Genomic DNA, 25,396 nt, shown 5'->3' on the forward strand with positions numbered 1-25,396 from the left:
GGATAGTAACAAATTGAGGGCGCTTTTCTAGGCGCCCTTACTTTTTTTTAAAACCCAGATTTAAGTATCGTTTTCCGGTCACTTTCTCTTCGCTTCTCCCAATGGAGGTATAATCTCACATTTTATTTTATCTAATTTAAAGGCGTTTATTTTCCATTTCTGAGATTTTTTGATCTCATATTAAAAATTATTTAATTTTTAGACATCTTCTTCTGTCACGATATAATTTTATTATATTTGTTATTGTATTAATTTTTATTATGGTTACTGTCCTATGAAAAACCAAATATTCCTACACCGCATGACTCATCATGCACTGTAAATGACTCTCGAAAGCAATGGTTCGTCCATTGCTTTTGTTTTTTCAGGGGGTATGCGTGGTTATACGTATTTTTTTTCTGGATTAGAAATCTCGGAATATTAATGTATTTTTAAGACTCGAAAAATTTGGATGCCTTATGACAAAGCTGTTGTTAATGCTGTTGGTAGTTTTGGCCGCAGCCACATCAGCAAATGCCAACACTGTTCATGGTAATGGCAACGGTAACGGAGACAACGCCACTACCGGTTGCAAGAACGGGGACAACAATGGAGATAAAAACGGGGATAACAACGATAACCGTAATAATGCCAGGAATAATGATAAGCCCAAGCCTGTAAGGGTTGAAGAGTTTGTGTTATTATTCCCCCGGGTAGAGACGGGAGAGAAAGTAGATGAAGCAGAGTTGGAAAAAGCTATTGTGGACCTATACAAATGGTATTTACAAAACGAAACAAAAATAAACACCAACGACTTCCTGAAAGGAAGTGGTAAGGAGCCGGCGTTCCCTTTCAAAGTGGACCCGAAAACCTTGCAACAGTATTTCCTTTTCATCAAGAAAAACTTTCCGGGCTTCAACGAGGAATCTCTTTCCACCCTGAAGCGTAACCGTAAGAAAGAAGCACCTGTTACTGTACGTGATGAAATGGATAATCCTATGTCGATTTCCGTAAACAGATAAAAATCGTTTTGCCAGGCGCCTAATGCAGTTAGAGTTTAGTTATAACAAGGGAGATGTATTGCACGCATTACGCTATCATTTTATGCATCGGGGAGAAATAAAGGTGTTCCGCAACACCCTTATTATTCTGCTGCTGGCCACTATTGCCGGCTATGCCTTCAACCTGGTGACTCCTGGCACCCTCTCGGGCATTACCATCATGGTTGTTCTGCTGGGGCTCGTTTTCTGGTACCTCCTCCCCATCTCCATCTATAACAAAGCTGCCACCTTTAAGGATGATATCCATCTGCGCTACTCTGAAGAAGGTATCCAGATATCCACCCGCTCGAGTGACCACCTGCGTTCCATCAGCTGGAACAACTTCTCCAAAGTGGTGGAAACCAAAAAATTTTTCTTTCTCTATCGCGATAAGAAGACCTTTTTCCTGATTCCCATCAGTGCTTTTAAAACGGAGGACGCTTACCAGGGATTTAAGGAGATGGTAGAACCACTCAATAAGTAATTGATTATCATGTTTCTCTAAAAAAATCGGATAAGATTTTACATGTTGATGATCAGTTATCTGCATTTAAAACCTTACCCGATATCTTTCTGATAAACTATCGTCAGATACTTATCTTCCTGTTAATCATCGTATCAATAGTTACAGTTGCTGGAAAACCGCGAAGTGCAATATGTGGTTCATATTTCGTGAGCCATTGCCTCCCTGGACAAACTGGTTCATATATCCGATGTCGGCTTTGAGGGAACCGCTGAGTTTATAGCCAAAAGCGGCCAGAAAGCGGTTCTGGTCAAAGAAGAGGCTGCTGATGTCATTTCCCCATAAATTCAGGAATATTTCGTCCTGCAAGGCTACATAAAAGCGTGTGGCCAGCTGCTGGTGCCTTATATTGAGCTGGGTGCGGTTGAAATAACGAAAACGGTTGCCGTATTTCCAGTCGCCGATAGCGTGGGCGGCATCAGGGCTGTTTGGCTGGGCCACCCAGCGCTGTTCCAGCCGGAAGCGGTGCGTCATGTCTATTTTCGGCGCTTTATAGATGTATTGTTCGAAAAGCCGATGCTCCGGCAGCCAGGTATTGCTGACATTGTTATAGGTGGGCACAAAGGCATAACCCAATAATACCTGATGTTGTGGCGTAATGGCATATTGCAGCCCTCCCCTCATCAATAGCTGTCCTTTGTTGCTGATACCGTCGCGAATACGCCCCTGTATATCAAACGGGACAGACCAGCGCTGATTGATTTTTACATTCCCAAAATAAGTGTACCAGTGTTGATAGGCATGCGTGGTCTCTTGGGCCGTAGCATAGCGTGACAGGGCTATTACGGCCAGTAATAACAGTACTTTCTTCATAAAATCGCTTAAAACTTATTATAGGGGGGCTTAAAGATAACGCAGAATCGTTTACGAATTTGCTGATTTTGATATTTTAAGAGGGGGTGTCTTTATTTATGGCAGATTGCAGGTGGCGGGAGACAAAAAAGGCGCCCGCAAAAGCAGGCGCCGGCTGATTGTTTTAGTTGAGTGAGTATTTCGTTAGAATTTGTTAAACCACAGTTTGGTGCCTTTCTGGTCGCCACCGATGGCCTGGGCCGCTTCAGTATATGCAGCCTGGTTTTGGGCCTGTTCAGTGACCAGATAAGTAAGGCGGTAGGGCACGAATGGCGCTGACTGGTCCATGCTGCCTGAAACCGGGGCAATAAAAAACGCCTGACCGCCCGGTTTTTTGAAATTGAGCCTTGTGCGCTCGTACCAGCCCTGGAAACCTTGCGGATACAATGCCAGCCATTTCTGGGTACCGATCACGTTGCGCCAGTCGGCCGCATCGTAAGGCACTCCTCCTACAAACTTATCAACCACAGCGTCGGTGATACCGGTGTTGTTGGTCAGTTTTTTCCAGTATTCAACAGAGGCCCTGATACCATTGGTGTAGTGGGTAGAAGCCTCTCCTACGGTCATGCCGCGGGCAGCCGCTTCCGCCAGGATGAATTCCACTTCGGCGTAGTTCATCAGGATACCTGGCATGGTAGCGCTGTAGATCTGTATGCCGGGGTAGGAAAAGTGACCCGGGGAAGGTCTGGCGGCGTCAGCGCTGGCCCAGCCATAAGGCATGCCTTTCAGCGTTTTATCATCTTTGGAGGGACGTGCATAAATAGGCAGCCGGGGATCGCCGGTAGCCTGCATGTAATCCACCAGGGTGGCGCTGACGAAGAAGTCTGGTATTTCCCTTTCAGAATCGTTGAACGGGAATTTATTAGGCGCTGCATTCAGGTATACGAACTGCGCATTATCGTCATTGCTGGTAAATGCCTGCTGATAGTGGGCTTCGATGATCTGTTTGGCTTTGGCGCCGTCGGCATCGGCCATGCGCATGGCTATACGGAGCATCAGCGAGTGTGCCAGTTTGGCCCATTTGTCGGCGCTGCCGTTGTAGATTACATCGCCGGTGGCGGTGACGCCTTTATTGGCGTCGAACACGGCGATCTGCGCCTGCAGTGTATCAAGAAGATGGCCATAGATGCTTTTGGCATCATCATACTTCGGTTTGAGGTTGCCTGCGTCCAGCTGGAAAGTGGAAGAGTAAGGTACATTGCCATAAGCGTCAGCCAGTATCTGGTATATCCAGCAGGAAGATACGCGGGCGATGGCTGTTTGCACGGCCAGCTGCGGCGTTGCCGGCAGGGTGGCGTTTTGCCGCACGATCGTTTCCAGGTTGTTCAGCGAGATACGATAAAGGTTGTTCCACATGGTGGAGTTGTTACCTTCATCCAGTTTGTAGCGGCTGTCATCTGTCCGGGAGTTGGCAGACCAGTACTGGGCGTAGTGCATGGCAATGTACCCATTCTGCAGACCGCTGTACAGTACGTCCATTGCGGCTTTTTGCGCGCCGGCCAGTAAGTACTGCGGTTCCGCAGTAGTGGGTTTGGTTGGGTCGTGATTGATATCGTCAAGCTTTTTACAACCGGTGAACGCCATGGCGGCCAGCAGCAGTAAAGCGGAGCTATATTTCAGGATCTTGTTGGTCATCTTCACAAATTTTAGAATGATACATTCAGGTTTAAACCATAGGAGCGCAGCGAAGGCAGTGCTCCACCTTCAATCCCCTGTATATTGGAAGAGGAGTTGATGATGCTGGCCGGATCGACGTTAGGCGCGTTGGACTTGATCAGCCACAGGTTACGGCCATACAGGGAGAGGCGGGCACTTTGGGCGCCGATTCTCCTGTACCATGATTCCGGCAGGTTATAACCGATTTTAGCTTCTCTCAGGTAGATATAGCTGGCATCGTACATATTGGCCCGGCTGATAACGTTACCGCCGTTGGCAGCGAAGTGGTCCTGGGCGGTAATGTTAACCGTGTTGGGACGGCCGTCTGCAGTTACGCCCGGCACTACGATGCCGTTTTCACGGATATTGTTTTCCACGGTGGTCTGTAACAGGCCGGATTTCTCTCCGTACAGGTTGGTATAGGAGAAGAAGCTGCCGCCATGCTGGAAGTCGACCAATGCTGACAGGTAGATGCCTTTGTAAGTGAAGGTGTTGGTGACACCGCCTACATAATCCGGATAGGCGTTACCAAGTGGAACGCTGGTAGTGGTGGGCACATAGTGGCCTTTTTCATCCACAACCCGCTGTCCGTTCAGGTACGTGTAGTCGGTACCGATGAGCGTGCCCAGCGGTTGCCCTACCATGGCCACTACAGAAACTTTCTGTGTACGGCGGTCGGTGCCAATGAGATACACAGGAAGGTTGGTATTGTACTGGTCGATGTTCATACTGAGCAACTTATTGCGGTTGCGGGCCAGGTTGGCGTTGATATCCCAGCGGAAGCCGTTTTTCAGGCGGATGGGGTTCAGATTAAGGCCAATTTCAATACCCTTGTTTTCCACTTCACCACCGTTGGCATATGCCGTAGTGTAACCGGTGGCGGCCGGCAGGGACAGATAGATCAGCTGATCTTTAGTCCGGCGGCGATAGTAGGTAAAGTCAACGCCTATACGGTTGTCGAGGAATTTCAGTTCCACCCCTGTTTCTATTTCGGTAGTGCGTTCAGGCTTCAGGTCTCTGGTGTATTTGGTATTGGAAGCCTGTGTAGCCGGATAGTTGCCAAAAGGCGGCAGGAACTCGTAGGTGTCATAGATCCTGTATGGATCAGCGTCATTACCTACGGCAGCGAGGCTTCCTCTTACCTTACCGAAGGTCAGCCATTTCCAGTCTTTCAGCAGATCGGAGAACACGAAAGAAAGGGATGTTGACGGGTAGAAGTACTGGTTGTTGCCACTTAAAAGCGTAGAGCTCCAATCGCTGCGGCCGGTAAGGTCGAGGAACAGCATGTTCTTATAACCCAGGTTGGCGGTGGCGAAAACGGAGTTGATCTGTTTTTCGGCGAAATCGTCGATGATCTTAGCCGGTTGTACAGAGTTGTTCAGGTTGTACACGTTCTTTACCAGCAGGCCTTGTTGGGTGCTACCGCCGGTGGTGGTCCACTTGCGGTGCATGATATTGCCGCCTACTGTGGCATTCAGCTGGAATTCCTTACCGAAGTCTTTTTTGATATCGGCAGTCACCTGATAGTTCATTTCACGGGAGGTGCGTACCCTTTTGATATAGCCGCCTACAAGGTAGTCTTTGGCTGTTCTTTCTTCTTCGAGGGTATTATAGTCGTCCATGAATACGCGGCCGGTGAAGGACAGCCATTTGGTAGCGTCGATGTCTACGCCGGCGTAACCGAAGAGGCGGTTACGGCTGTCAGTTTCATAGTCCATATAACGGTTCCAGTAGGGGCCGTTGCTGAACTGTACAGCAGGATCGCTCCATGACTTACGGTTCCAGGTGATTTGTGATCCGTCGCTGTACTGGTAGTTTTTTTCTTTTTCGATATCGAGCTGGCGTTGTCCGAACATGGTAAACTGAAGGGCCGGGTTAGGGCCGGTAAAACCGGTACCTGGGCGGCCTTTGGCTTTCAGTCCTACATAGTTCATGGAAGCCACTGCCCTAACACCTTTGGTGACTTCGTAGTTACCGTTAAAGGACAGGTTGTTACGACTGGTGGTAGCATTGGGCAGCACAAAGGTCTGGTTCATGTTACCGTAAGACAGGCGGAAACCGCCTTTGTCGTTACTACCGGCCATGGATATATTATTAGTGAGCGTAAAGCCGGTGCGGTAGAAATCCTTCACATTATTGGGATGTGCTTCCCATGGAGCGGTCTGACCGAAGAGCGGGTTGCCCTTGTCTTTGTCCCATGACCAGTAGTGGCGTACGAGGCGGCCATCCAGGCGTGGGCCCCAGGAAGCATCTTCGTAGTACTGTGGCATGAGGTCATAGCGGCCTTTACCGTTATTATCGTCATATGCAGCGCTTTGTTCGTTGAGGAAAGCTTCCGGGTGCTGGTTGTAATAGAGCGTATCGAAGCGTGGGCTTGCGCCGCCACCGTACATGTTTTGGTAGGTAGGCAGTTTGTACACCTGATCGATCTGGGCATTGAGGCTGTAGGTTACGCCGATGCCTTTTTCCACGTCCGGGCGTTTTTTGGTGGTGATGAGCATAACGCCGTTAGCGCCGCGGCTGCCGTAGAGGGCTGTTGCGGCTGCGCCTTTCAGCACGGAGATATTTTCGATATCTTCCGGGTTGATGTCCTGGAGCGGGCTGCCGAAGTCGTAACCACCGCCGCCGTTGAGCTGTCCGGGATCGTTGGTGCTGTTGTTCTGCATGGGCACACCATCTATCACGAAGAAGGCGTTGTTATCACCGAGGATGGATTTTACGCCACGGATGGTGATTTTAGAGGAGCCTCCCATGGAGCCTGTGTTGGTATTGATTTGTACGCCGGGTACTTTACCAGTGAGGGCATTGACGAAGTTCACTTCTTTCGCTTCCTGTACCGCGTTGCCGGCTACTTCCTGCATGGCATAACCTACGGAGCGTGGGTTTTTCTTGATACCGAGGGCGGTAACTACCACTTCTCCCAATACTTTTTTGTTGGCATTTACAGGGGTAAGGGTAATGGTCAGCGGTTCTTTTTTCTCCACGATGATCGTCTGGTCTCCGAACGTTGGTGAAGTTATCGTGATGGTGTCGTTTTGTTTGGCTTTGATGGTGAATTTACCATCCGGATTAGACTGGGCGTTAGTACCGGCGGTCTTGTTACGGATGAGCGCACCGGGAACGGGTGTCGCTTTATCGTCCTTTACGAGGCCATTGAGCGTGAACTGTCCGATTTCCTTTTTGATGGTGGCATCATCGGGCGGAAGGATCAGTCCTGTATCTTGTTTCGGTTTCGTGGAATCCTGTTTGGGCGCCGAAGTATCCTTTGCAGGTTTTGCGGTGCCTTGAGCTGGTTTACTGCTGTCCTGTGCGGGTTTCACAGAATCCTGCGCGGGTTTTTTGGTGGTATCCTGCCTGGGTTTGGCGGCAGTGTCGGCAGCAGCTGGCTTGATAACAACCGGAACGGTAGTATCCGCAGGCTGCTGCAGGACGGTGAGATACCTTTCGGGTTTCGTGTATGCGCTGCTGGGAGTATAGCAGAAAAAGGCATAGCACAGCCCCGACCAGGCTAGTACATGGCTTCTCATTGTATAGTGCTTGATTTGGTTACAAATTTTTTGTGCAGCTCTTGCAGACTGCTTATTGTTATCTGGACAATACATATCAAATAACAATACAATCGAAAGCCCTTTTACAATGGGCTTAAATTGATTTTATCAGGTTTTTCCTCATTTCGTAGTGGGGAATGCCCACTGCTGTAAACTCTTCTCCACAGATTTCGCAGCCGGTTGCCGATAACATCCCGTTGCCTTGCTGCGCGCGTGCATCGTTAGCATTCCGAACCCCTTGTTCACTGCTGTTGTTTCTGTAAACCTGATAGTTGCAACTATCGTGGTCGATTATACGAAAATCCAGCATTCAGTCTTTTTCGGTTATGTGTGACACAAAGCTATCATGCGGTCAGGGAGCATATGCTACAGTCGTCCTCACCCTTGGGGGGTAAAACAAATAGCCTGCCAAGCGGCAGGCTGAAAATAAGTATGAGGGCTGATTTACGATGATTAGCTTTTGGCGTTGATGGCGTTCACGATAAGTTGGGCGACGGATTTGACCTGGAGAAACTCATCCTGGATAAGCAGTGCGTTGGGATGTGTGTCGGTACAGACGATGCCTTTGATGATGCCACTGTCTTTGATTTTCTGGAATCCGTTGCCTGCGAAGATGCCGTGTGTGGTAATGACATAGATATCGCGTGCGCCGGCATCGCGGTAGGCTTCTGCGGCGTGGAGCAGGGAGCCGCCGGTGCGGATCATGTCATCATAGATGATCACAATTTTATCTTTCACATCGGCGCTGATAGCAGTGATAGCGGTTTCTTCGCCGGATATACGACGTTTGAAGACAAATGCCGCCTGCACGTGAAAGTCGTTGGCCAGCGACTCCACCCATTTTGCCCTGCCGGCATCTGTACTGGCCAGTACAAACGGTTGGCCGCCAGCCAGTTCCAGGGCGGCTTCTCTTACAAAGTCTTTCGCGTAGAGATGAACGGGGCGGATATCATTTTCAAAATACCAGGTGATACCGTCCACATGCAGGTCTATCAGCATGACGCGGTTGCCCCGTGAGGTATTGGGAAGGGAAGAGAAAAGCACGGCCCTTGTTTTGGCTTTAACGATTTCACCATATTTGACTGCCCTTTCCATGGTAGAATATCCGAAGAAAGGGATGACGATGGTCAGGGAGTGGGCGCCCAGTTGTATGCAGCCGCTGGCCAGGTCGTACAATTCGAGTGTTGCCTTATCGTCGATGGTGCCGCCTATGAGGACCACCTCCTTGTTGCTGATTTCGCTGACGATGCGGTGATAATGTTCTCCGTCCGGAAAATCGCGGATTTCGAGTTCTCCGTTTTCCCAGGGAGCATCTGACAGTGACAGGATACGGTCTTTCAGATATTGATAGTGCTGTGTCGCAAAAATGATCTTCTGTGGCATGATAATGGTGAATTGAAGTAAAAATAAGCTATTTATAAGCTTGATAATTAATATTTTTGCGGCCGAGCACTGTCGCATACCCGCTTTTTTAACTTTTCATTTGCGGGTGGAACGTTAAATTTGACAGATTAGTACGTCCAATGATTCGTTTTTTAGCATATATCGGAGCACTGTTTTTCTTCTTTTTCATATGCCAACAGCATACATCTGCCCAGGTAAGATTGTCTGGTATGGTGGCTGACCAGGAGACCAAAACGGGATTGCCATTTGTTTCCATCGTTAACAAGAGAACGATGACGGGTACTCTCAGTAGTGAGAGTGGACGTTATTATATAGAGGCTTTGCCGGGTGATACCCTGGAGTTCTCCATGCTGAGCTATGCCCAGCGCCAGATCGTAGCACCGGGAATGTCCACCACACAGGACGTTTATTTGCAGAGACGGTTGTTTGAGCTGCAGGGGGTGAACGTAAAAGGGATCAACCACACCAAGGACTCCCTGGCCATGAGGCAGGAATACGGCCGTTATTTCAATTACAAGAAGCCGGGGGCCATGGACGTGTTAAAGACGTTGCCAGCCAATCCCATTACAGCATTGACTTACCTTGTGCCCAGCAAAACGCGCAAGCGGAAGGAACAGTTCCGTGAACAGTTGGTATACTGGGAGAAGGAAAAGTATATAGATTACCGTTACTCCCCTGAGCTGGTGGCAAAGATGACCAAGCTGCAATCGCCGGAACTTGATTCTTTTATGCATAAATACCGTCCCGGTTATCAGTTTTTGAATGATGCTTCCGAATATGATCTGCTGTTGTTTATTAAGCAGTCGTTTGAAGACTATCAAAAAACAAAAGCCAACAAACAATAGACAATCATCTTCCTGTATAAAAAAGGCCCGGAACAGCGATGTTCCGGGCTTTTTTTGTGTGCTTATATTACCAAATTGTTAACCTGCAAAACAGACTAGGAACATCTTATTTCCCGGACGTACTCTTTGTGTAAATACCCTGAGCAGGGACCGGGATTATGGATAAACAGTTACTGGACAAGTATTTTAAAGGGCAATGCACAACACAGGAAGTAGCCGCAGTTGAAAACTGGCTCGCTTCAGCAGACACGATGCTGCTGGACGAGTTTATGATGGGGAAATGGGAGGAAGCCAATGCACCTGTTGTGATGAAACCCCGTGTACACCCATTCTGGTATGGTGCCGCTGCGGCAGCCGTGATCGGTATCATTGTTTCCATCGCCTTTTTCTGGCAGCACCGTACAGGCGCCCGCCCTGTTGCCGTGAAATGGGACACCCTGCATAATACCAGCGACAACATACAATTGTTCACCATGGAGGATGGCAGTGAAGTCTGGCTCAATACACATTCGTCTATCATTTATCAGAACAGATATAACAAGGAATCGAGGGAGTTATGGCTGCATGGTGAAGCTTATTTCAAGGTGACCAAAGACGAGCAGCGGCCTTTTCTGGTGCATACCGGCCGCCTGACCACCACTGTACTTGGTACGGTATTCAACATTGCCACTTCCAATATGGCCGATGGCAGTATTCAGATAAGCCTGTTGGAAGGGAAGGTGGCAGTGAGCAAACCAGATGCATTTAACGAAGTATTGTTGCCCGGTCAGATGTTGAACTATACAGATGGCAGGCAGCCACAGCTGACAAGCTTCGAGAAGAGCGATGTGCTGGACTGGAAAAAAGGGAAAATTTATTTTAACCACACCCAACTGGCAGATGCATTGGCCCGGTTACAACAGCGCTATGGATGCCGGATTGTTCTGGACGATCCGTCGTTGGGCAAAAAGAAAATTTCAGGTGAATTCAGCCGGGATATGTCTTTGGAAAAAATACTATCCACATTAGGTTATGTACATGATATCTCATTCGTACGGATTAACGACACCACATACCAAACACAGAGTAAGTAGCTAACTACATCCATTTAAAATAAAGAATACATTATGCAAAAATCTACCTACAGATTTTGTACAGGGGAAAGTATGTCATGTCGTGTGATGATCCTGTTGTTTTTTTTCGTTCCACTATCGCCTATGCTGATATTAGCACAGGCTTACAAGTCCCTTACCGACAAGGTACAATTGCAGCTGGGCAAAACCAATGCTGCCGCTGTTGTGAAAGCGTTGCAACAACAAACACCCTATACCTTTATTTATGATCCGGAGTATTTGCAACAGTGCACTGTTAGTGAAGCACGGTTTCCGGGTACGCCGCTGGGAGAAGTATTGAGCTATATCGATCAACATACGCCACTGGACGTGGAGCTGACCGGAAATCATGTGATAGCACTGCGCAAAGGCAGTGTGGTTACGCCGGCAGTACAGACCAATGGCCGCATCCGCGGGAAAGTGGTGGATGCTAAAAATGAACCGCTGCCGGGCGTTACAGTAGCCGCGCAGGGCGGGCAAGGCACCATCACGGCTGTAGATGGCAGTTATGAGCTGGTGTTGAATCCTGGTACGTACAGCCTTAGCTTCAGCTTTGTTTCTTATGAGACCAGGAAAGTGACAGATATCGCTGTGAAAGAAAAAGACATTATTCCGCTGAACGTAGTGCTGAAAAACAGCGGTTCCCGCCTGAAAGAAGTGACCGTGACCGGTAATTACCGCAAGGCTTCTATCGAGGGTTTGTATGCGCTGCAAAAGAATAACGCTGCTATTACCGATGGCATCAGTGCAGAACAAATTGCGCGTACACCGGATAAAAATATTGGTGAGGTATTAAAGAGAGTGAGCGGTCTGGCCACTATGGACAATAAATACGTGGTAGTGCGCGGGCTGAGTGAACGTTATAACCAGGCAGTGCTGAACGGGCAGATCATGCCCAGCACAGAGCTGAACAGAAAGAATTTCAGCTTTGATATTATTCCTTCCAATATAGTGGAAAATATTACGGTGATAAAGACCATCACACCTGACCGCAGTGCGGAATTTGGGGGTGGCCTGGTAGAAGTGAATACGCTGGACATTCCTGCTGAAAATTTTCTGAACCTGTCTGTTGGCGGCAGTTATAATGATAAGACAACAGGAAAGGATTTTTTGTCCCTGCCACTGAGCGGCAGTGAATATCGCGGCAGTGCGGCGAAACACCGGTATCTGTTTGGCACACTGGACTGGAAGGACAGATTTGATGCGGTGGATTATTATAATAAAGAAGGGAAAAACGCGGCTTTGTTTAACAACAACTGGGCGGTAACAAAATTTAAAGCACCGGTATCACCCAACTTTCAGGCATCATTTGGTCATGTGCTGCGCGGTAATGCCGGCCAGCAATGGGGACTGGTGGCCGCTGCCAGTTATCGTAATACATTATCTACACAGGATATTGTGCTGGGACGGGAAGGTTTTGCAGAAGTGGAGGGTAACCAGGGGCAGCGTGATTTATTATTTAAAGGGCAGCGCTATGGCTTTGTTACTAATCTGGGGGGGATGCTGGGTCTCGGCTATAGGAATGAAAAAAGCCGGATAGGTTTTCAATCACTTTATCTGCGAACGCTGGACCAGCAACTGATATTCGGTACAGGCCAGAACGGAAAGTTTGGTTCTGACAATACGTTGGGATTGTTTGATCTTGCCATGCAAACGTCTTTGTGGCAAAACCAGCTGAGAGGAGAACATGCCATCGGCCGCAACGGTGTTCGTTTGAAGTGGAGCGGCAGTTACCTGAAACTGGACCGGCAGAAACCAGATAATCACATGATGCTGGCTGACTACAAGCAGGCGGATGGCGCAGACAAAAATGAGTACAACATTTCTACCGTTAGCAGCAATTTTTCGGAAGGCGCTTTGAGATGGTGGAGCCGTGCCCTGGAAAACAACTATAACTGGGATGTTGCAATATCTGTTCCCTTTAAGTTCGATGCAGGCAACGTAAAGTTTGATAACACTTTTAAAGGCGGTTATGCAGGATGGAGTAAAGACAGGTTGTTCTTTGTGCTTAACACTATGTCAAAATTCGATAATAAGGACGCCAATTATTTCCCCCTGACTAAGGCGTTCACACCAGATAACAATGTGCGGGTAGACATGAGCACATTTGGCGACAACTTCAAGCGCCGGTCAGCTTCTTTGCATGCTTTGTTCGCCATGTTTGACAACAGGATCGGTGAGAAATGGAGACTAGTGTGGGGATTGAGAGCGGAGTATTATAACCTGAACAAAGTAAATGACAATATTGACTCTATTTTCCGGAAGTACAAACGTGAACCAGGTAAAGAATATGATTATTCAGATTTGCTGAGCAGAGAACCTAACTGGCGTTTTTTCCCTTCCGCCAATCTTACTTACTCGCTTACACCGTCCATGAACCTGCGGTTAGCTTATTCAGAAAGTATTATCCGTCCGGACCTGCGCGAGCTGTCTATTTTCCAGGAGTATGATTTTGAATTAGGAGGTGAGTATGGTTCTGGTTTGTTAAGGTCGACGACTATTAAACATCTCGACTTCCGGTATGAGTGGTATCCTGGTCCTGGTGAAGTGCTTTCGGCATCTTTTTTCTATAAGGACCTTGCGTACCCCATGGAGATTTACCAGAAGGATTTGCTTAACAGTTTTGAGTTGAATAACAGTAAGTCGGCGAAGAATTATGGTGTGGAACTGGAGGTGAGGAAGTCGCTTGCTTTTACCCGGTTGCCGGTGTTGCGTAATATTACGCTGTATGGGAACTTCACCTATCTGGATGCGACTGTTAAGCGGATGATGTTGAATACAGGCCTTTTTGATCCTGCCAATCCGATGAAGGTAATGATAAAGGAAACGGTAGGAGAAGAGGAAAAGCGTCCTCAAATGGGAGCCAGCAATTTTATGTTAAACGCCGGGATTTACTACGACATGAATCCGATATCAATAAGTCTGGCTTATAATTCTGTTACCAATCGTGTTTTCCTGCCGAACCTTACCTATGCCTATTCCCTGATGGAGCGCCCTTTGCAGTCGCTGGACGCGCAGATTGGTTTCCGTTTCCTGAAGCAGCGGGCAGAGCTGAAGCTGAACTTGGGAAACCTGCTTAATAGTTATTCAGTGATTTACCGGAATCAGTTTTCTGCGGAAGAATCCAACGCTATTAAGGGAGGAAAGGCACCAAGTAAATCTGATATGAAATATAGCGAAGGAAATGATCTGATTAATTTCAAATCCATGCCTGGCCGCACTTACAGTGCAACGTTTACGTACAAGTTTTAATATTTAAACGTAGAATCCGATGAAAAAGAAGTTTTTACCAATGACCTTTGTGTCCGTTGCAGCGCTATTGAGCTTAATGGCGGGAACATCCTGTAAGAAGGAAAGCAACGTATCCAGGCAGGACCGTGTAGTAGTAGCCGGCGGTCCATCCGGTGCTTCCGGTACCTGTGGGGACAGTACCATAAAAGGGGTGATTACTTCCAATATTGTCCTGAAAAGCTGTAAGGTTTACAATTTGGATGGACTTGTATATGTGGCCAATAATGCGGTGGTGACTATCGAACCGGGAACCGTTGTCAAAGGTGTTAAGGGGATCCCGCCAGAGGCCACTAATCCTGGCACGCCGGGAGGAGGATTGATCGTTACCAAAGGTTCAAAACTGATTGCGGACGGTACGGCAGCAGATCCGATTATTTTTACTTCGGGCGATGTTGCACCTAAGTCGGGAGACTGGGCGGGAGTGGCTATAATAGGCCGGGCTACCAGCAATCACCTTTCGGCGGTGTCTTTGCCTGGTATTGGGGGTGTTCCTATGGCAGACATTAGCTATGGAGGTCCTTCCAACAATGTTCCGAATGATAATAGCGGTATTCTGCGTTATGTAAGAATAGAATACGCCGGTTACGAATTATCTCCCGATAATTCTCTGAGTGGTCTGACATTAGCTGGGGTTGGCAATGGTACAACGCTGGATTTTATCGAGGTATACAAATCCAGGACGGATGCTTTTGGGATTTCCGGAGGCACCTTCAATGCATCTCATCTGTTGGCCATTGATCCACTGGACGATATGTTCGATATTTCTGATGGTTATACCGGTACAATTACTTATGCACTTGGAATATCTGACCCCAGCCGTGCCGACAAAAGCCAGTCGAATGGTTTTGAATGTGACAACAACTACAATGGAGATGCGATAACTCCTTATACCCACCCTATATTGAACTATGTTACTCTTATTGGCCAGCGTGACGCCACTGCCGCCGGCATCACGAACGGGCTGCCTTCCGGAACCGGTAAATACGGACGTGCCGCCCATATAAGAAGAAATGCAGAGTTTACCATTAATAACAGCATTTTTATAGGATATTGGTACGGAATTTCTCTGGACAGGCAGAGACCTGCTGCTGGTGATAACTCCCAAACCAAATATACGAACGGGACTTCAACACTGACGAGCAACTATGTACATGCGTACGTATACCCATATGCTACGGAAATTAATTATGCTTCCTTTGGGGCATTTACTCCGCTGGGAGTAACCAACAGAGGTTATGTTAATGCCGATCCGAACATGAACATAAAACTTGGTGCTCCATTTTCTGCAACGCGTATCATCCGTAACTATATTCCACAGGTGTTGTCACCTGCCCGTCTTGTAGGTGCTTTCCCCACGGGGCAAACCACTTGGGCGGATGGTTGGACCGTGCTTTAATTGTTTATTCATATCATGTATAAATTCTAACGCTTTCGCGCGCGTATACCCGAAAAATATATCCTGATCAGGTATTCATCATTCATTCCGTATTCATTTGTTTTAAACTTTAAAAAGTAAAAATCCCATGAACAAAAAACCCTTAGCGGTAACCCTCGTGTCTGCAGCGACTGTGCTCGGCATGCTGTTAGGTACATCCTGCAAAAAAGACAACAACGTAGTAAACAATGACCGCGCAGTAGTAGCCGGTGGTCCTTCCGGCGCTTCCGGTACTTGTGGCGACAGCACCATCACTGGTGTGATCACTGCTAATATCACCCTGAAAAGCTGCAAAATTTACAAACTGGATGGTCTGGTATATGTAGCTAACAACGCTGTAGTAACTGTTGAACCTGGAACCGTGATCAAAGGTATCAAAGGTATTCCTCCGAGCGGCACTAATCCTGGTACTCCAGGAGGTGGCCTGATCGTTACCCGCGGTGCGAAACTGATTGCTGACGGTACAGCTTCTGATCCGATCATCTTTACTTCCAATGAAGCCGCTCCTCAGTCAGGTGATTGGGGTGGCGTGGTAGTGCTGGGTAATGCACCAACCAATCACACTGCTGCAGTAACTGTAGAAGGTATCACAGGCACTCCTCCTGCTGATGCTACTTACGGTGGCCCGGCCAACAACATTCCTACAGACAACTCCGGTATTCTGCGTTATGTAAGAATTGAATACGCTGGTTATGAGCTGGCTCCGGACAATGAGCTGAACGGTCTTACACTGGCTGGTGTTGGTAGCGGCACTATCCTCGATTACGTTGAAGTGTACAAATCCAAAGATGACGCTTTCGAATTCTTCGGTGGTACTGTAAACGCTTCTCACCTGCTGGCTATCGATGCGCTGGATGATATGTTTGATACTGACAACGGTTATTCCGGTACTATCACTTACGCACTGGGCGTATCTGATCCTAACCGCGCTGACAAGAGCCAGTCTAACGGCTTCGAAAGCGACAACAACGCTAACGGTGATCCGTTTACTCCTTACACCCATCCTACTTACAACTACATCACTATCATCGGCCAGCCTACCGCAGCTGCTGCATCCATTACTAACGGTCTGCCTTCCGGTACCGGTAAATATGGCCGCGCTGCTCATTTGAGAAGAAATGCTGAGTTTGCGATCAATAACTCTATCTTCCTGGGCTTTAACTACGGTATCTCCCTGGATACGCAGAAACCTGCTTCCGGTGCTAATACCAAAACCAAGTATGATGCAGGTACTTCTACGCTGACTAACAACTACGTACATGCGTATCTGTTGCCTTACTCTACTGAGATCAACTTTACCTCCTTTACTGCATTTACTCCTGTGGGTACTACCAATAAAGGTTACACTACTACTGACCCGAACTTCAACATCAAGTTGAACGCTCCGTTTGGCAGCACACGTGCAATCAACAACTACATTCCTGGTACCCTGTCTCCTGCTAAAGCTGCTGGTGCTTTCCCTACCGGAAACACTACCTGGGCTAACGGCTGGACTATTCTGTAATCATTTTTATCCATCATCACGTATAGAGGGTTTTCCTCTATACGTGATGATCATCTTTTTTCTGTTAATTATTTGAATATGTATCTGTTTTTTAAGCGTTTGCCGCTTCTTTTAACTGTTGTGACATTCCTGGCTTCCTGTCGCAAGGGAGAACTGCCGGAGGAACATTATTTTGGCAAAGTCAATGTTAAGTTGCTGAGTCTTCCCAATACTCCTAAAATCATGATGTATTTTGATGGAAAGCAACTGGATACCATTGATGTACGGGGAGAAGGCAGTCTGTTTGTACTTCCCGCCGGTAAGCGGGGCAAATTGAGCGCCTATGATGCCGGTAAACAGCAGTTGCTTGCAGATACACTTATTACGGTTGCGGCCAATGGCCTGCAGCGGTTTAAATTTGCCTATAGTGCGGAATTGGGACTGAAAGGTTTTGTGGGTGCAGGTGGCGGCGGTTCAGTACCGGTGGATTCATTTGATGTTCAGATATTCAATAATTTAAGCGCCTCCTTCTATCCCCTCGAAAAATATGACCTGGCATTTATTTATGCTGATCCGGATTCCGGAGAACTGCTCGATTATCCACTTGTTGTAAAAGGATGGACGAGAAAGTCATTGACAGCTGTTCTCAGGATGAGAGCGGTGAATGCTAACGGAAACACCTATACGTTTGCTGCCAAGTTACTGGACCCTGCTACAGGGCAGGTGGTTTTACAGCCTGATGGTTCCGAGTTCTTTATTCTCACAGGTGCGGAACTGGCTGGTAAATCCAACATTACTACCATATTTGATGATAGTAACGGATCTATCCTGACTAACGAAATTAACCTCTGATTTTTATGCATCCCGCGAGCAAATATGTAACCCGCCTTATCCCCTACTGCTGGTATGGTTTGAGTAGCTTATCTGTTATCACTGCGGGTTGCAAAAAAAATGACGTGATAAATCCTGCGGCTGCGCAGGAAATTAAAATGGAAATCATCCCTGTGACCGATACCATACGGCAGGTTATTACTTCCAATACGCTGCTGACAGCCAACCATCCCTGGTATATTGATGGTTGGGTGTACGTGGCGAACGAAGCGACCCTGCGGATGGAAGCCGGTGCAGTGGTCAATATACTGCCCACCGCGGTAAACAAACAAGACGGCCGTCATAGCGGTGGATTAGTCATTACCCGGGGGGCGCATATCCTGGCTGAAGGTACAACAACACTGCCCATCCGGATAACGGTGGAAAGGGCTCCGGACCACGGGCCCAGCGGCCTGCTGATATTAGGCCGTGCCCCGGTCAGAAAAGGATATACTCCTTTCCGGGACCTGACCTTTGGCGGCAATCTGCCGGAAGACAGTTCCGGTGTGATCAGGCATTTGCATCTGCATTATACTCCTGCTGCGGGCAAAGGTTTCCGGGGTGGACTGCTAATGCTGGGAGCGGGCAGCAAAACAATTACAGAAGCGATCGTGACGCACGATTTACCCGTCGCTGGGTCAGGCCTGAAAAGCGGGAAGCTGCGTTGAGACGTGTTTAAAATAATATGGAAAACCCTGTTTTACTGATTATTCTCCATTAAGTTTCATTTTTGTTAACCCCCTCTCTTTCTCTTATTTCGGAATGATCACCATACTGTTAGCAGCCGCTTGTCGACCGGCATCATAGAAATGATGATGGCTGTTGTTACTTTCGGCAGCTGCTCTTACATTACCTGCAATTACTGACAGGGCTTTAGCTACCAGCGGATCATTGGCATCTCCCAATGGTAGCAATGGTTGTTGGCTCATTTCGTCTACCGCATATTGAGGTGCGATGCCATGCGTATAATTACCATTACCATCGGCATTGGACAGCCGGTAGGTCAGCGGCTGGACCACCCAGGGAATACGGCGGGGGCTGCGCATGTCTTTTATCAGTACAGCACCTTTGTCTTTACCCACGGTGGTTTCTCCTATCTGTATCACTTTCGTATAGGGCTTCAGGTTATTTACCAGCAATTCGGCAGCAGATACCGTCTGGCTGCCGGTCAACAGAAAAATGCGCGGAAGGTTCAGCCGGGCGGAGGCCAGCGTCGAGAAGCTGACGGGATCAGCATTTTCCGGAACGGACAGCGTGGTGGCGAAGCTGAGTGTCCGGGAACCGAGACGGTTGTTGCCGCTGTATTGCACAAAGACGCTTTGGTCTGTTACGTCCGGCGCTATCAGCGCCGTGAGCATAGCTGCGGCGGCTAGGCTACCACCGGTATTGTAGCGGATGTCGATGATCAGTTCCGTTATTCCCTGACTTTTGAAGTTCCTGAAGACATCCAGCAGGCTGCTGTTGTATGCGTCTATAAAAGCGTTGTAAAACAAATAACCTGTTTTGCGGGTAGCACCGTTTATTAACGTGGACGTATATACGGGATTGGGGGTTGCCGGTCTGCCTTGCAGTAATACAGCTGTATTTTCGGTAATCGTAGCACCGCTGACGGTAGCGGGCGTGATAGTGCCGGAGGTAGCTGTCCGTAGCTGTTCGCTGAGCGTTGCGGCATTAGCGGCAGTGAGGCTGCTTTCATTGATGCGGGTAAAATAACTGCCTCTTTTCAGTCCTGCTGCTGCGGCGTAAGACCCGGGCTCTACCAGTTTGATAACGCCGATAACACCTTCCGGCCGTTGTGGCCAGTTGATAATACTATAGTCGATACCGTATTTGCTACGGATATCAGTGGCATAGGTGGCCGGATCTTCAGGATTATACAGCAGGGAGAACCTGTCTTCAGTATATTTAATGCCGGAAAAAAAAGATATTGTTTCCAGGGTGGTATTGGGATTGGCTGGCAGCTGATCATTCCACAGATAGAAATAGCGCATGCTGTCCAGTACCCAGTTGTTGATTTCCTGCTGCGTGACAGGTCCTGTTGGCACTGGCGGCACGTCATCCTTTTTACTGCAGGCGGTCATCAGCACGATACTGCCAAGGAAAAACGAACGGGAAAAGAGTCGCATGGCGATGTTGTTTTCAGGGTGAGCGGCGTCAGCTATGATTGCTGCCGAAATGACTGGTCAGTTCTTTCCGGATATATTGAAGGGCTGCAGTCAGATGGTTTTTTACCGTGGCGGGGGAAATGGATAATTGCTGGCCTATCTCCCGGTGGCTATAGCCCAGGCTTCTGCTGAGCATATATACGTTCCGCCGTTGTTCCGGCATATTTTCCACCAGCTGGTGTACATGTGTGGTGAGTTCTTTTTGGAGCAACAGTTTTTCTCCGCTGTGGGCGGTTTCAATGGTCTGGTTGTCCGCTACTTTCGCCATCGCTTTTTTTTCGCGGTAAAGTTTGCGGGTTTCGTCGATGACCAGGTTTTTGACATACACGAACAACAAAGGAAATACGTCCTGCCCTTCCTTTAGCTGGTGCATGTTTTCCCAGAGGCGAACAAAGCATAACTGGGTGATTTCCTGCGCTCTGTTGGCATCACCTGTCAACTTGAACGCAAACCGGTATACTTTTAAATTGTTCTCCTCAAATATCTTCTCAAATTGTTCTTTAGGCGGGCTATCAGACATAGTTCGAGGTTGTTGCATTATCCGGATATAAATATAAGCCGGCTATGTTACAGGAATGTTAAGGCCCGGATATTTCTTTTCAGCAGTGACGCAAAGTAACACACATAACAAAGCCCGGAAATATTCCGGGCTTTGTTATGAATTATTTGACAGTAAAGTGCCGTTATTGAAGCAGTGAACCGTTGAGCCGCTGCAGTTCCGTTTCAGCAAGTTTGGTGTTGTAACGGGCCTGTATCAGCCGGTAGTTGGAGTCTTCAAGGCTTTGCTGCGCCTGTTTTACTTCAATGGTGGTAGACACGCCCTGCTTAAAACGTTCCAGCGCCACCATCATATTTTCTTCTGCCAGCTGGTTGTTTTCTTCTTCCAGCTCCAGTGCTTTCTTGTAATATTCGTAATCCTTGAAGGCATTGTTCAGGGAAAGGTCTACCTGTGACTTGACATTATCGAGCGTTAGGCTCTGGTAATCAAAATCGATCCGGGCGTTTTTCACCTGTCGTTTTACATTGAAACCATTGAAGATGGGAATGGCAGCGGTAAGGCCGTAGTTGAACACGCCGTTGCGGTTGAACCGGGGGCTGAACGCATTGGAGGCGGCATTGGAGGTATTGCGGTTATAGTTATAACCGGAATTAAAAGTAACTACCGGGAAATAATCTGCACGGCGTTCTTTGATGGTCAGCGCGGAGATATTGATATTCTGCTGCTGTACTTTGATAGCGGTATTGTTATTAGCGACATTCTGTTGCAGGGTCACGAAAGACAGGCCGGTATTGAGGGGGATGGAATCCGGCACATCGTAGCCTGTAGCGCCGGCAGGTACGGCCATCAGCTGGTTCAACAGCGCTTTGCTTTGTTCGATGAGCGTTATTTGTCGCAGCAGCAATGCTTTTTGTGCATTGTAGTCTACTTTGGACTGCAGCAGGTCTGTTTTAGGACCAAGGCCGGTAGAGAACTTGGCGTCAGACAGCTTTACCCTTTCTTCTGAAATGGACAGCTGTTCACGAACGGCGATCAGTTGTTGTTTTTGCTGTACTATATTATAGTAGCCATTAATCACGGTGGCGATGGAATTCTGTATCTGGTCTTTGATGGCCAGCTCGCCAAGGTCTTTGATAGCTGCCAGTTTATCACGGGTGGCGAACATTTTGAGGCCATCGAAGAGCGTCCAGCTGAGCGTGGCGTTAGCGCTGATATTGTTGCCTTTGATGCCGCTGGTGTCTCTCTTGGTGCCGTTCACGAATTCCTGCTTGGTGGCGGTATTGTTCCAGGTAGTGCCTGCCGTGGCGTTGAGGCGGGGCACGAAAGCGAAATTCGCATAGGCGTAATCGTTAGCCGACAGTTCGGCGGTGTTTCTGGCCAGCCGGATATTGAAATTGTTTTTAAGCGCCAGGTCTATGGCCTGCTCCAGGGTCAGTATCTTCTGTTGTGCAGAAGCACACAGCGTGCTTCCTGCAAGGAGGATAAAGAGGAGGCCGATACCGGAGATATATTTCTTCATAATAGATTTAATAACGGTTTATGCATGAGCGGCGGCCGCTTCTTCTTCTTTGCCTTCCAGTCTTTCTTCTTCATCGCTGTCTTCAGACTTGTTACCGTGACGGGAGAAGAAGGTATACATGGCCGGGATCACATACAGGGTGAGGACAAGGGAGAAGATGATGCCGCCTACGATCACGATACCCAGCGGAATACGGCTGGTGGCGGCGGCGCCGAGCGACATCGCGATCGGTAATGCGCCGAGGGCCATCGCCAGGCTGGTCATCAGGATGGGACGCAAACGCATGGCGGAAGCATGTATAACGGCATCGGACTTGGAGAGGCCGGCATCACGCTGATGGTTCGCAAATTCCACGATAAGGATACCGTTTTTGGTTACCAGGCCAATGAGCATGATCACACCAATCTGTGAGAAGATATTCCATGTCTGGTCAAATACCCACAGTGACAGCAACGCGCCGGCAAAGGCGAGCGGCACGGTGAGCATGATGATCAGCGGATCTATCCAGCTTTCGAACTGCGCGGCGAGCACGAGGTAGATCAGTACCAGCGCAAGGCCCAATGCAAACATGGTGTTGGAGCCGCTTTCCGCGTAGTCGCGGGAGGAACCTGACAAGGCGGTGGTATAGGAATCGTCGATTATTTTCTCGTTTTCCAGTTTATTATAAATACGGTACATCTCTTTCAGGCCGTCGCCGATGGTTTTACCAGGTGCAAGGCCGGCAGAGATAGTGGCGGATTTATAGCGGTTGAAGTGATAGATGATCGGCGGACTGGTTTCTTCTTCGATGGTCACCACGTTGTCGAGCTGGATGGCTTCTCCGCGTGAGTTGCGCACGTAGAGGTTTTCGAGGTCCATCGGGTCATCGCGGTCGGCGCGGAACACCTGTCCCATTACCTGGTACTGTTTACCGTTGCGGATGAAGTAGCCATAGCGGAGGTTGCTCAGTGCCAGCTGCAGCGTCTGTGAGATATCCTGGACGGAAACGCCCAGCTGCGTGGCTTTGTCGCGGTTGATGTGAATGCGCAGTTCCGGTTTGTTGAATTTGAGGTCCACGTCGGTGCCCTGGAATACGGGGCTGCTGCCTACTTCGTCCATGAAGCGGGGCAGTACGCGGGTGAGAGAATCGAAGTTGATATGTTCCAGCACAAATGAAACGGGGAGACCGCTGCGGCGTCCTACCTGTATGGTTTGTGTTTCGATAGCAAATACTTTCCCCTGTGGATATCTGACCATGTTACGGTTCACCATATTCACAATTTCCTTTTGTGAACGCTGGCGCTCATTGGGTTCTGTCAGCATTACGTTGGCAAAGGCGGAGTTCACCGCGCCGGCGCCGCTGAATCCGGGAGAGGTAACGCTGAGGATAATTTTCTTTTCGGGTATGGAATCTGCGAGGAACTGCGTGAGCTTGTCCACGTAGTTGTCCATATAGTCGAAGGAAGTACCTTCCGGGGTGGTGATGGAAAGGCGGAACTGGCCGCGGTCTTCCAGTGGCGCCAGTTCTGCGGGCAATGTCCGGAAGAGGAAATAGATCATCACCAGACAGCCGGCGATCACGAGCCCTGCTACCCAACGGAAACGCATAAACGATTCCAGTGAATTTTTATAGCCGTCTTCCATCCAGCGGAAGAATGGTTCTGATTTGGTATAAAACCAGGAATGGGTATGTGTTTTACGTCCCAGTTTCACGTTGAGCACCGGTGTAAGTGTCAGTGACACGAAGGCGGAGATCAACACTGCGCCGGCCACCACGATACCGAATTCGCGGAACAGTTGGCCTACGAAGCCCTGCAGGAAGATAATGGGCAGGAATACGAAAGCCAGCGTGATGGAGGTGGCGATAACGGCGAAGAAGATTTCTTCCGACCCTTCGCGGGCGGCGCGCATGCGGGGCATGCCGGCTTCTATTTTTTTGTAGATGTTTTCCGTTACCACGATACCATCGTCCACCACAAGGCCGGTAGCCAGTACAATGGCCAGCAGGGTGAGGATATTGATGGTAAAGCCGCAGATGTACATAATAAAGAAGGCGCCGATCAGGGACACGGGGATATCTACCAGCGGACGGAGGGCCATCAGCCAGTCACGGAAGAAGAGGTATACGATAAGGATCACGAGGGTGAGGGCGATGATCAGTGTTTCTTCCACTTCCTCGATTGACTTTTTGATGAACTTGGTATTGTCCATCGCGATGTTCACGGTAAAGTCTTCCGGGATATCTTTTTTCAGCTGTTCATATCTTTTATAGAACTCATCGGCGATGGCCACATAGTTGGAGCCGGGCTGCGGGATGAGGGCGAGGGCGATCATGGGGCTACCGGATTCCTTGAGGATGGTTTCCTCGTTTTCCGGCCCCAGTACGGCCTGGCCGATATCGCGGATGCGTATTTCGCTGCCGTTTATATTTTTGATGATAAGGTTATTGAAGTCGTCTTCCGTGAAGAGGCGGCCGAAGGTACGTACGGTGAAGTCGGTAGCGTTACCGGCAATTTTACCGGAAGGCAGTTCCACGTTTTCCCGTTGCAGGGCGGCTTGTATGTCTGACGGGGTGAGGCTGTAGGACGACAGTTTGGCGGGGTCCATCCAGATACGCATGGCATATCTTTTTTCGCCCCATATCTGAATGGCGCTCACACCGGGGATGGTTTGCAGTTTTTCTAGCAGTACGTTAGTGCCGTATTCGGTCACTTCCAGCTGGTTGCGGGTATTGCTTTGTACCGTCATAGAGATGATGGCGTCTGAGTTGGCGTCCTGTTTGGACACTACCGGTGGCGCATCAATATCAGGCGGGAGGCTGCGGAGGGCTTGAGACACTTTATCACGCACGTCGTTGGTAGCGCCTTCGAGGTCCTGGCCCAGTTCAAATTCTACGGTGATATTGCTGCTGCCCTGGCTGCTGCTGGAGGATATGTTTTTGATACCGGCTACCCCGTTGATGGATTTCTCCAGTGGTTCGGTGATCTGAGTTTCGATGATATCGGAGTTGGCGCCGGCGTATGACGTACGTACGTTAACGATAGGCGGGTCGATGGCGGGGAAATCCCGCACGCCGAGGAAGGTAAAGCCCACGAGGCCGAATATCACGATGATGATATTCATCACAATTGCCAGCACGGGGCGTTTGAGTGATAATGAAGGTAAACTCATTTTCCAATTACGTATTACGAATGACGAATTACGAATTGGGAATTCC

At 48.7% G+C, this 25,396-nt stretch carries 17 protein-coding genes; 9 read left to right on the forward strand and 8 right to left on the reverse strand.

Annotated features, from left to right (window positions below):
• Positions 1–458 precede the first annotated feature (458 nt).
• The gene (locus ACTJJS_RS17055; RefSeq protein WP_168870484.1) at positions 459–1,001 is read left to right on the forward strand and encodes a hypothetical protein; all 543 of its coding nucleotides are present in this window, start codon (positions 459–461) and stop codon (positions 999–1,001) included.
• Between the two features lie 22 nt (positions 1,002–1,023).
• Positions 1,024–1,503, forward strand: a complete 480-nt coding sequence (locus tag ACTJJS_RS17060) for a YcxB family protein (protein WP_343744451.1) — start codon at positions 1,024–1,026, stop codon at positions 1,501–1,503.
• Positions 1,504–1,644: 141 nt separating this feature from the next.
• Here ACTJJS_RS17060 and ACTJJS_RS17065 read toward each other — a convergent pair whose 3' ends face one another.
• The 4 genes from ACTJJS_RS17065 to ACTJJS_RS17080 form a co-directional block, all read right to left on the reverse strand.
• Positions 1,645–2,355, reverse strand: coding sequence for a DUF2490 domain-containing protein (locus ACTJJS_RS17065; RefSeq protein ID WP_440664576.1), 711 nt, complete (start codon positions 2,353–2,355; stop codon positions 1,645–1,647).
• Between the two features lie 183 nt (positions 2,356–2,538).
• Positions 2,539–4,029, reverse strand: a complete 1,491-nt coding sequence (locus tag ACTJJS_RS17070) for a SusD/RagB family nutrient-binding outer membrane lipoprotein (protein ID WP_168870481.1) — start codon at positions 4,027–4,029, stop codon at positions 2,539–2,541.
• Positions 4,030–4,040: 11 nt separating this feature from the next.
• Complete coding sequence (locus tag ACTJJS_RS17075) at positions 4,041–7,577, reverse strand: SusC/RagA family TonB-linked outer membrane protein (RefSeq protein ID WP_440664577.1); 3,537 nt, start codon at positions 7,575–7,577, stop codon at positions 4,041–4,043.
• A 474-nt stretch (positions 7,578–8,051) separates the two neighbouring features.
• Complete coding sequence (locus tag ACTJJS_RS17080) at positions 8,052–8,981, reverse strand: ribose-phosphate diphosphokinase (RefSeq protein ID WP_440664578.1); 930 nt, start codon at positions 8,979–8,981, stop codon at positions 8,052–8,054.
• 140 nt (positions 8,982–9,121) lie between these two features.
• Between ACTJJS_RS17080 and ACTJJS_RS17085 the strand changes: the two genes are divergently transcribed.
• From ACTJJS_RS17085 to ACTJJS_RS17115, 7 genes are all read left to right on the forward strand, one after another.
• Entirely contained in the window at positions 9,122–9,847 is a 726-nt protein-coding gene (locus ACTJJS_RS17085) for a carboxypeptidase-like regulatory domain-containing protein (RefSeq protein ID WP_440664579.1), read from the forward strand.
• A gap of 158 nt (positions 9,848–10,005) precedes the next feature.
• A complete protein-coding gene (locus tag ACTJJS_RS17090) occupies positions 10,006–10,920 on the forward strand; it encodes a FecR family protein (RefSeq protein WP_440664580.1) in 915 nt (304 codons plus the stop codon).
• A gap of 123 nt (positions 10,921–11,043) precedes the next feature.
• Positions 11,044–14,190, forward strand: coding sequence for a TonB-dependent receptor domain-containing protein (locus ACTJJS_RS17095; RefSeq protein WP_440664581.1), 3,147 nt, complete (start codon positions 11,044–11,046; stop codon positions 14,188–14,190).
• Positions 14,191–14,209: 19 nt separating this feature from the next.
• Positions 14,210–15,625 carry a hypothetical protein gene (locus ACTJJS_RS17100; protein WP_440664582.1) on the forward strand — a complete coding sequence of 472 codons (1,416 nt, stop codon included), beginning with the start codon at positions 14,210–14,212 and terminating at the stop codon, positions 15,623–15,625.
• Positions 15,626–15,752: 127 nt separating this feature from the next.
• A complete protein-coding gene (locus ACTJJS_RS17105; RefSeq protein WP_168870474.1) occupies positions 15,753–17,168 on the forward strand; it encodes a T9SS C-terminal target domain-containing protein in 1,416 nt (471 codons plus the stop codon).
• 78 nt (positions 17,169–17,246) lie between these two features.
• Positions 17,247–17,999 carry a hypothetical protein gene (locus ACTJJS_RS17110; protein WP_440664583.1) on the forward strand — a complete coding sequence of 251 codons (753 nt, stop codon included), beginning with the start codon at positions 17,247–17,249 and terminating at the stop codon, positions 17,997–17,999.
• Positions 18,000–18,103: 104 nt separating this feature from the next.
• Positions 18,104–18,685 (forward strand): hypothetical protein, encoded by a 582-nt coding sequence (locus tag ACTJJS_RS17115; RefSeq protein ID WP_440664584.1) that lies wholly within the window; start codon positions 18,104–18,106, stop codon positions 18,683–18,685.
• 84 nt (positions 18,686–18,769) lie between these two features.
• Here ACTJJS_RS17115 and ACTJJS_RS17120 read toward each other — a convergent pair whose 3' ends face one another.
• From ACTJJS_RS17120 to ACTJJS_RS17135, 4 genes are all read right to left on the reverse strand, one after another.
• Positions 18,770–20,143 carry a S41 family peptidase gene (locus ACTJJS_RS17120; RefSeq protein WP_440664585.1) on the reverse strand — a complete coding sequence of 458 codons (1,374 nt, stop codon included), beginning with the start codon at positions 20,141–20,143 and terminating at the stop codon, positions 18,770–18,772.
• A 28-nt stretch (positions 20,144–20,171) separates the two neighbouring features.
• Positions 20,172–20,702, reverse strand: a complete 531-nt coding sequence (locus tag ACTJJS_RS17125) for an RNA polymerase sigma-70 factor (RefSeq protein ID WP_440664586.1) — start codon at positions 20,700–20,702, stop codon at positions 20,172–20,174.
• Between the two features lie 163 nt (positions 20,703–20,865).
• Complete coding sequence (locus ACTJJS_RS17130; RefSeq protein WP_440664587.1) at positions 20,866–22,200, reverse strand: TolC family protein; 1,335 nt, start codon at positions 22,198–22,200, stop codon at positions 20,866–20,868.
• 18 nt (positions 22,201–22,218) lie between these two features.
• Complete coding sequence (locus ACTJJS_RS17135) at positions 22,219–25,350, reverse strand: efflux RND transporter permease subunit (RefSeq protein WP_440664588.1); 3,132 nt, start codon at positions 25,348–25,350, stop codon at positions 22,219–22,221.
• Positions 25,351–25,396 lie beyond the last annotated feature (46 nt).

The sequence above is a fragment of the Chitinophaga sp. 22308 genome, assembly GCF_052045305.1.
GTDB classification, from domain to species: Bacteria; Bacteroidota; Bacteroidia; order Chitinophagales; family Chitinophagaceae; genus Chitinophaga; species Chitinophaga varians_A.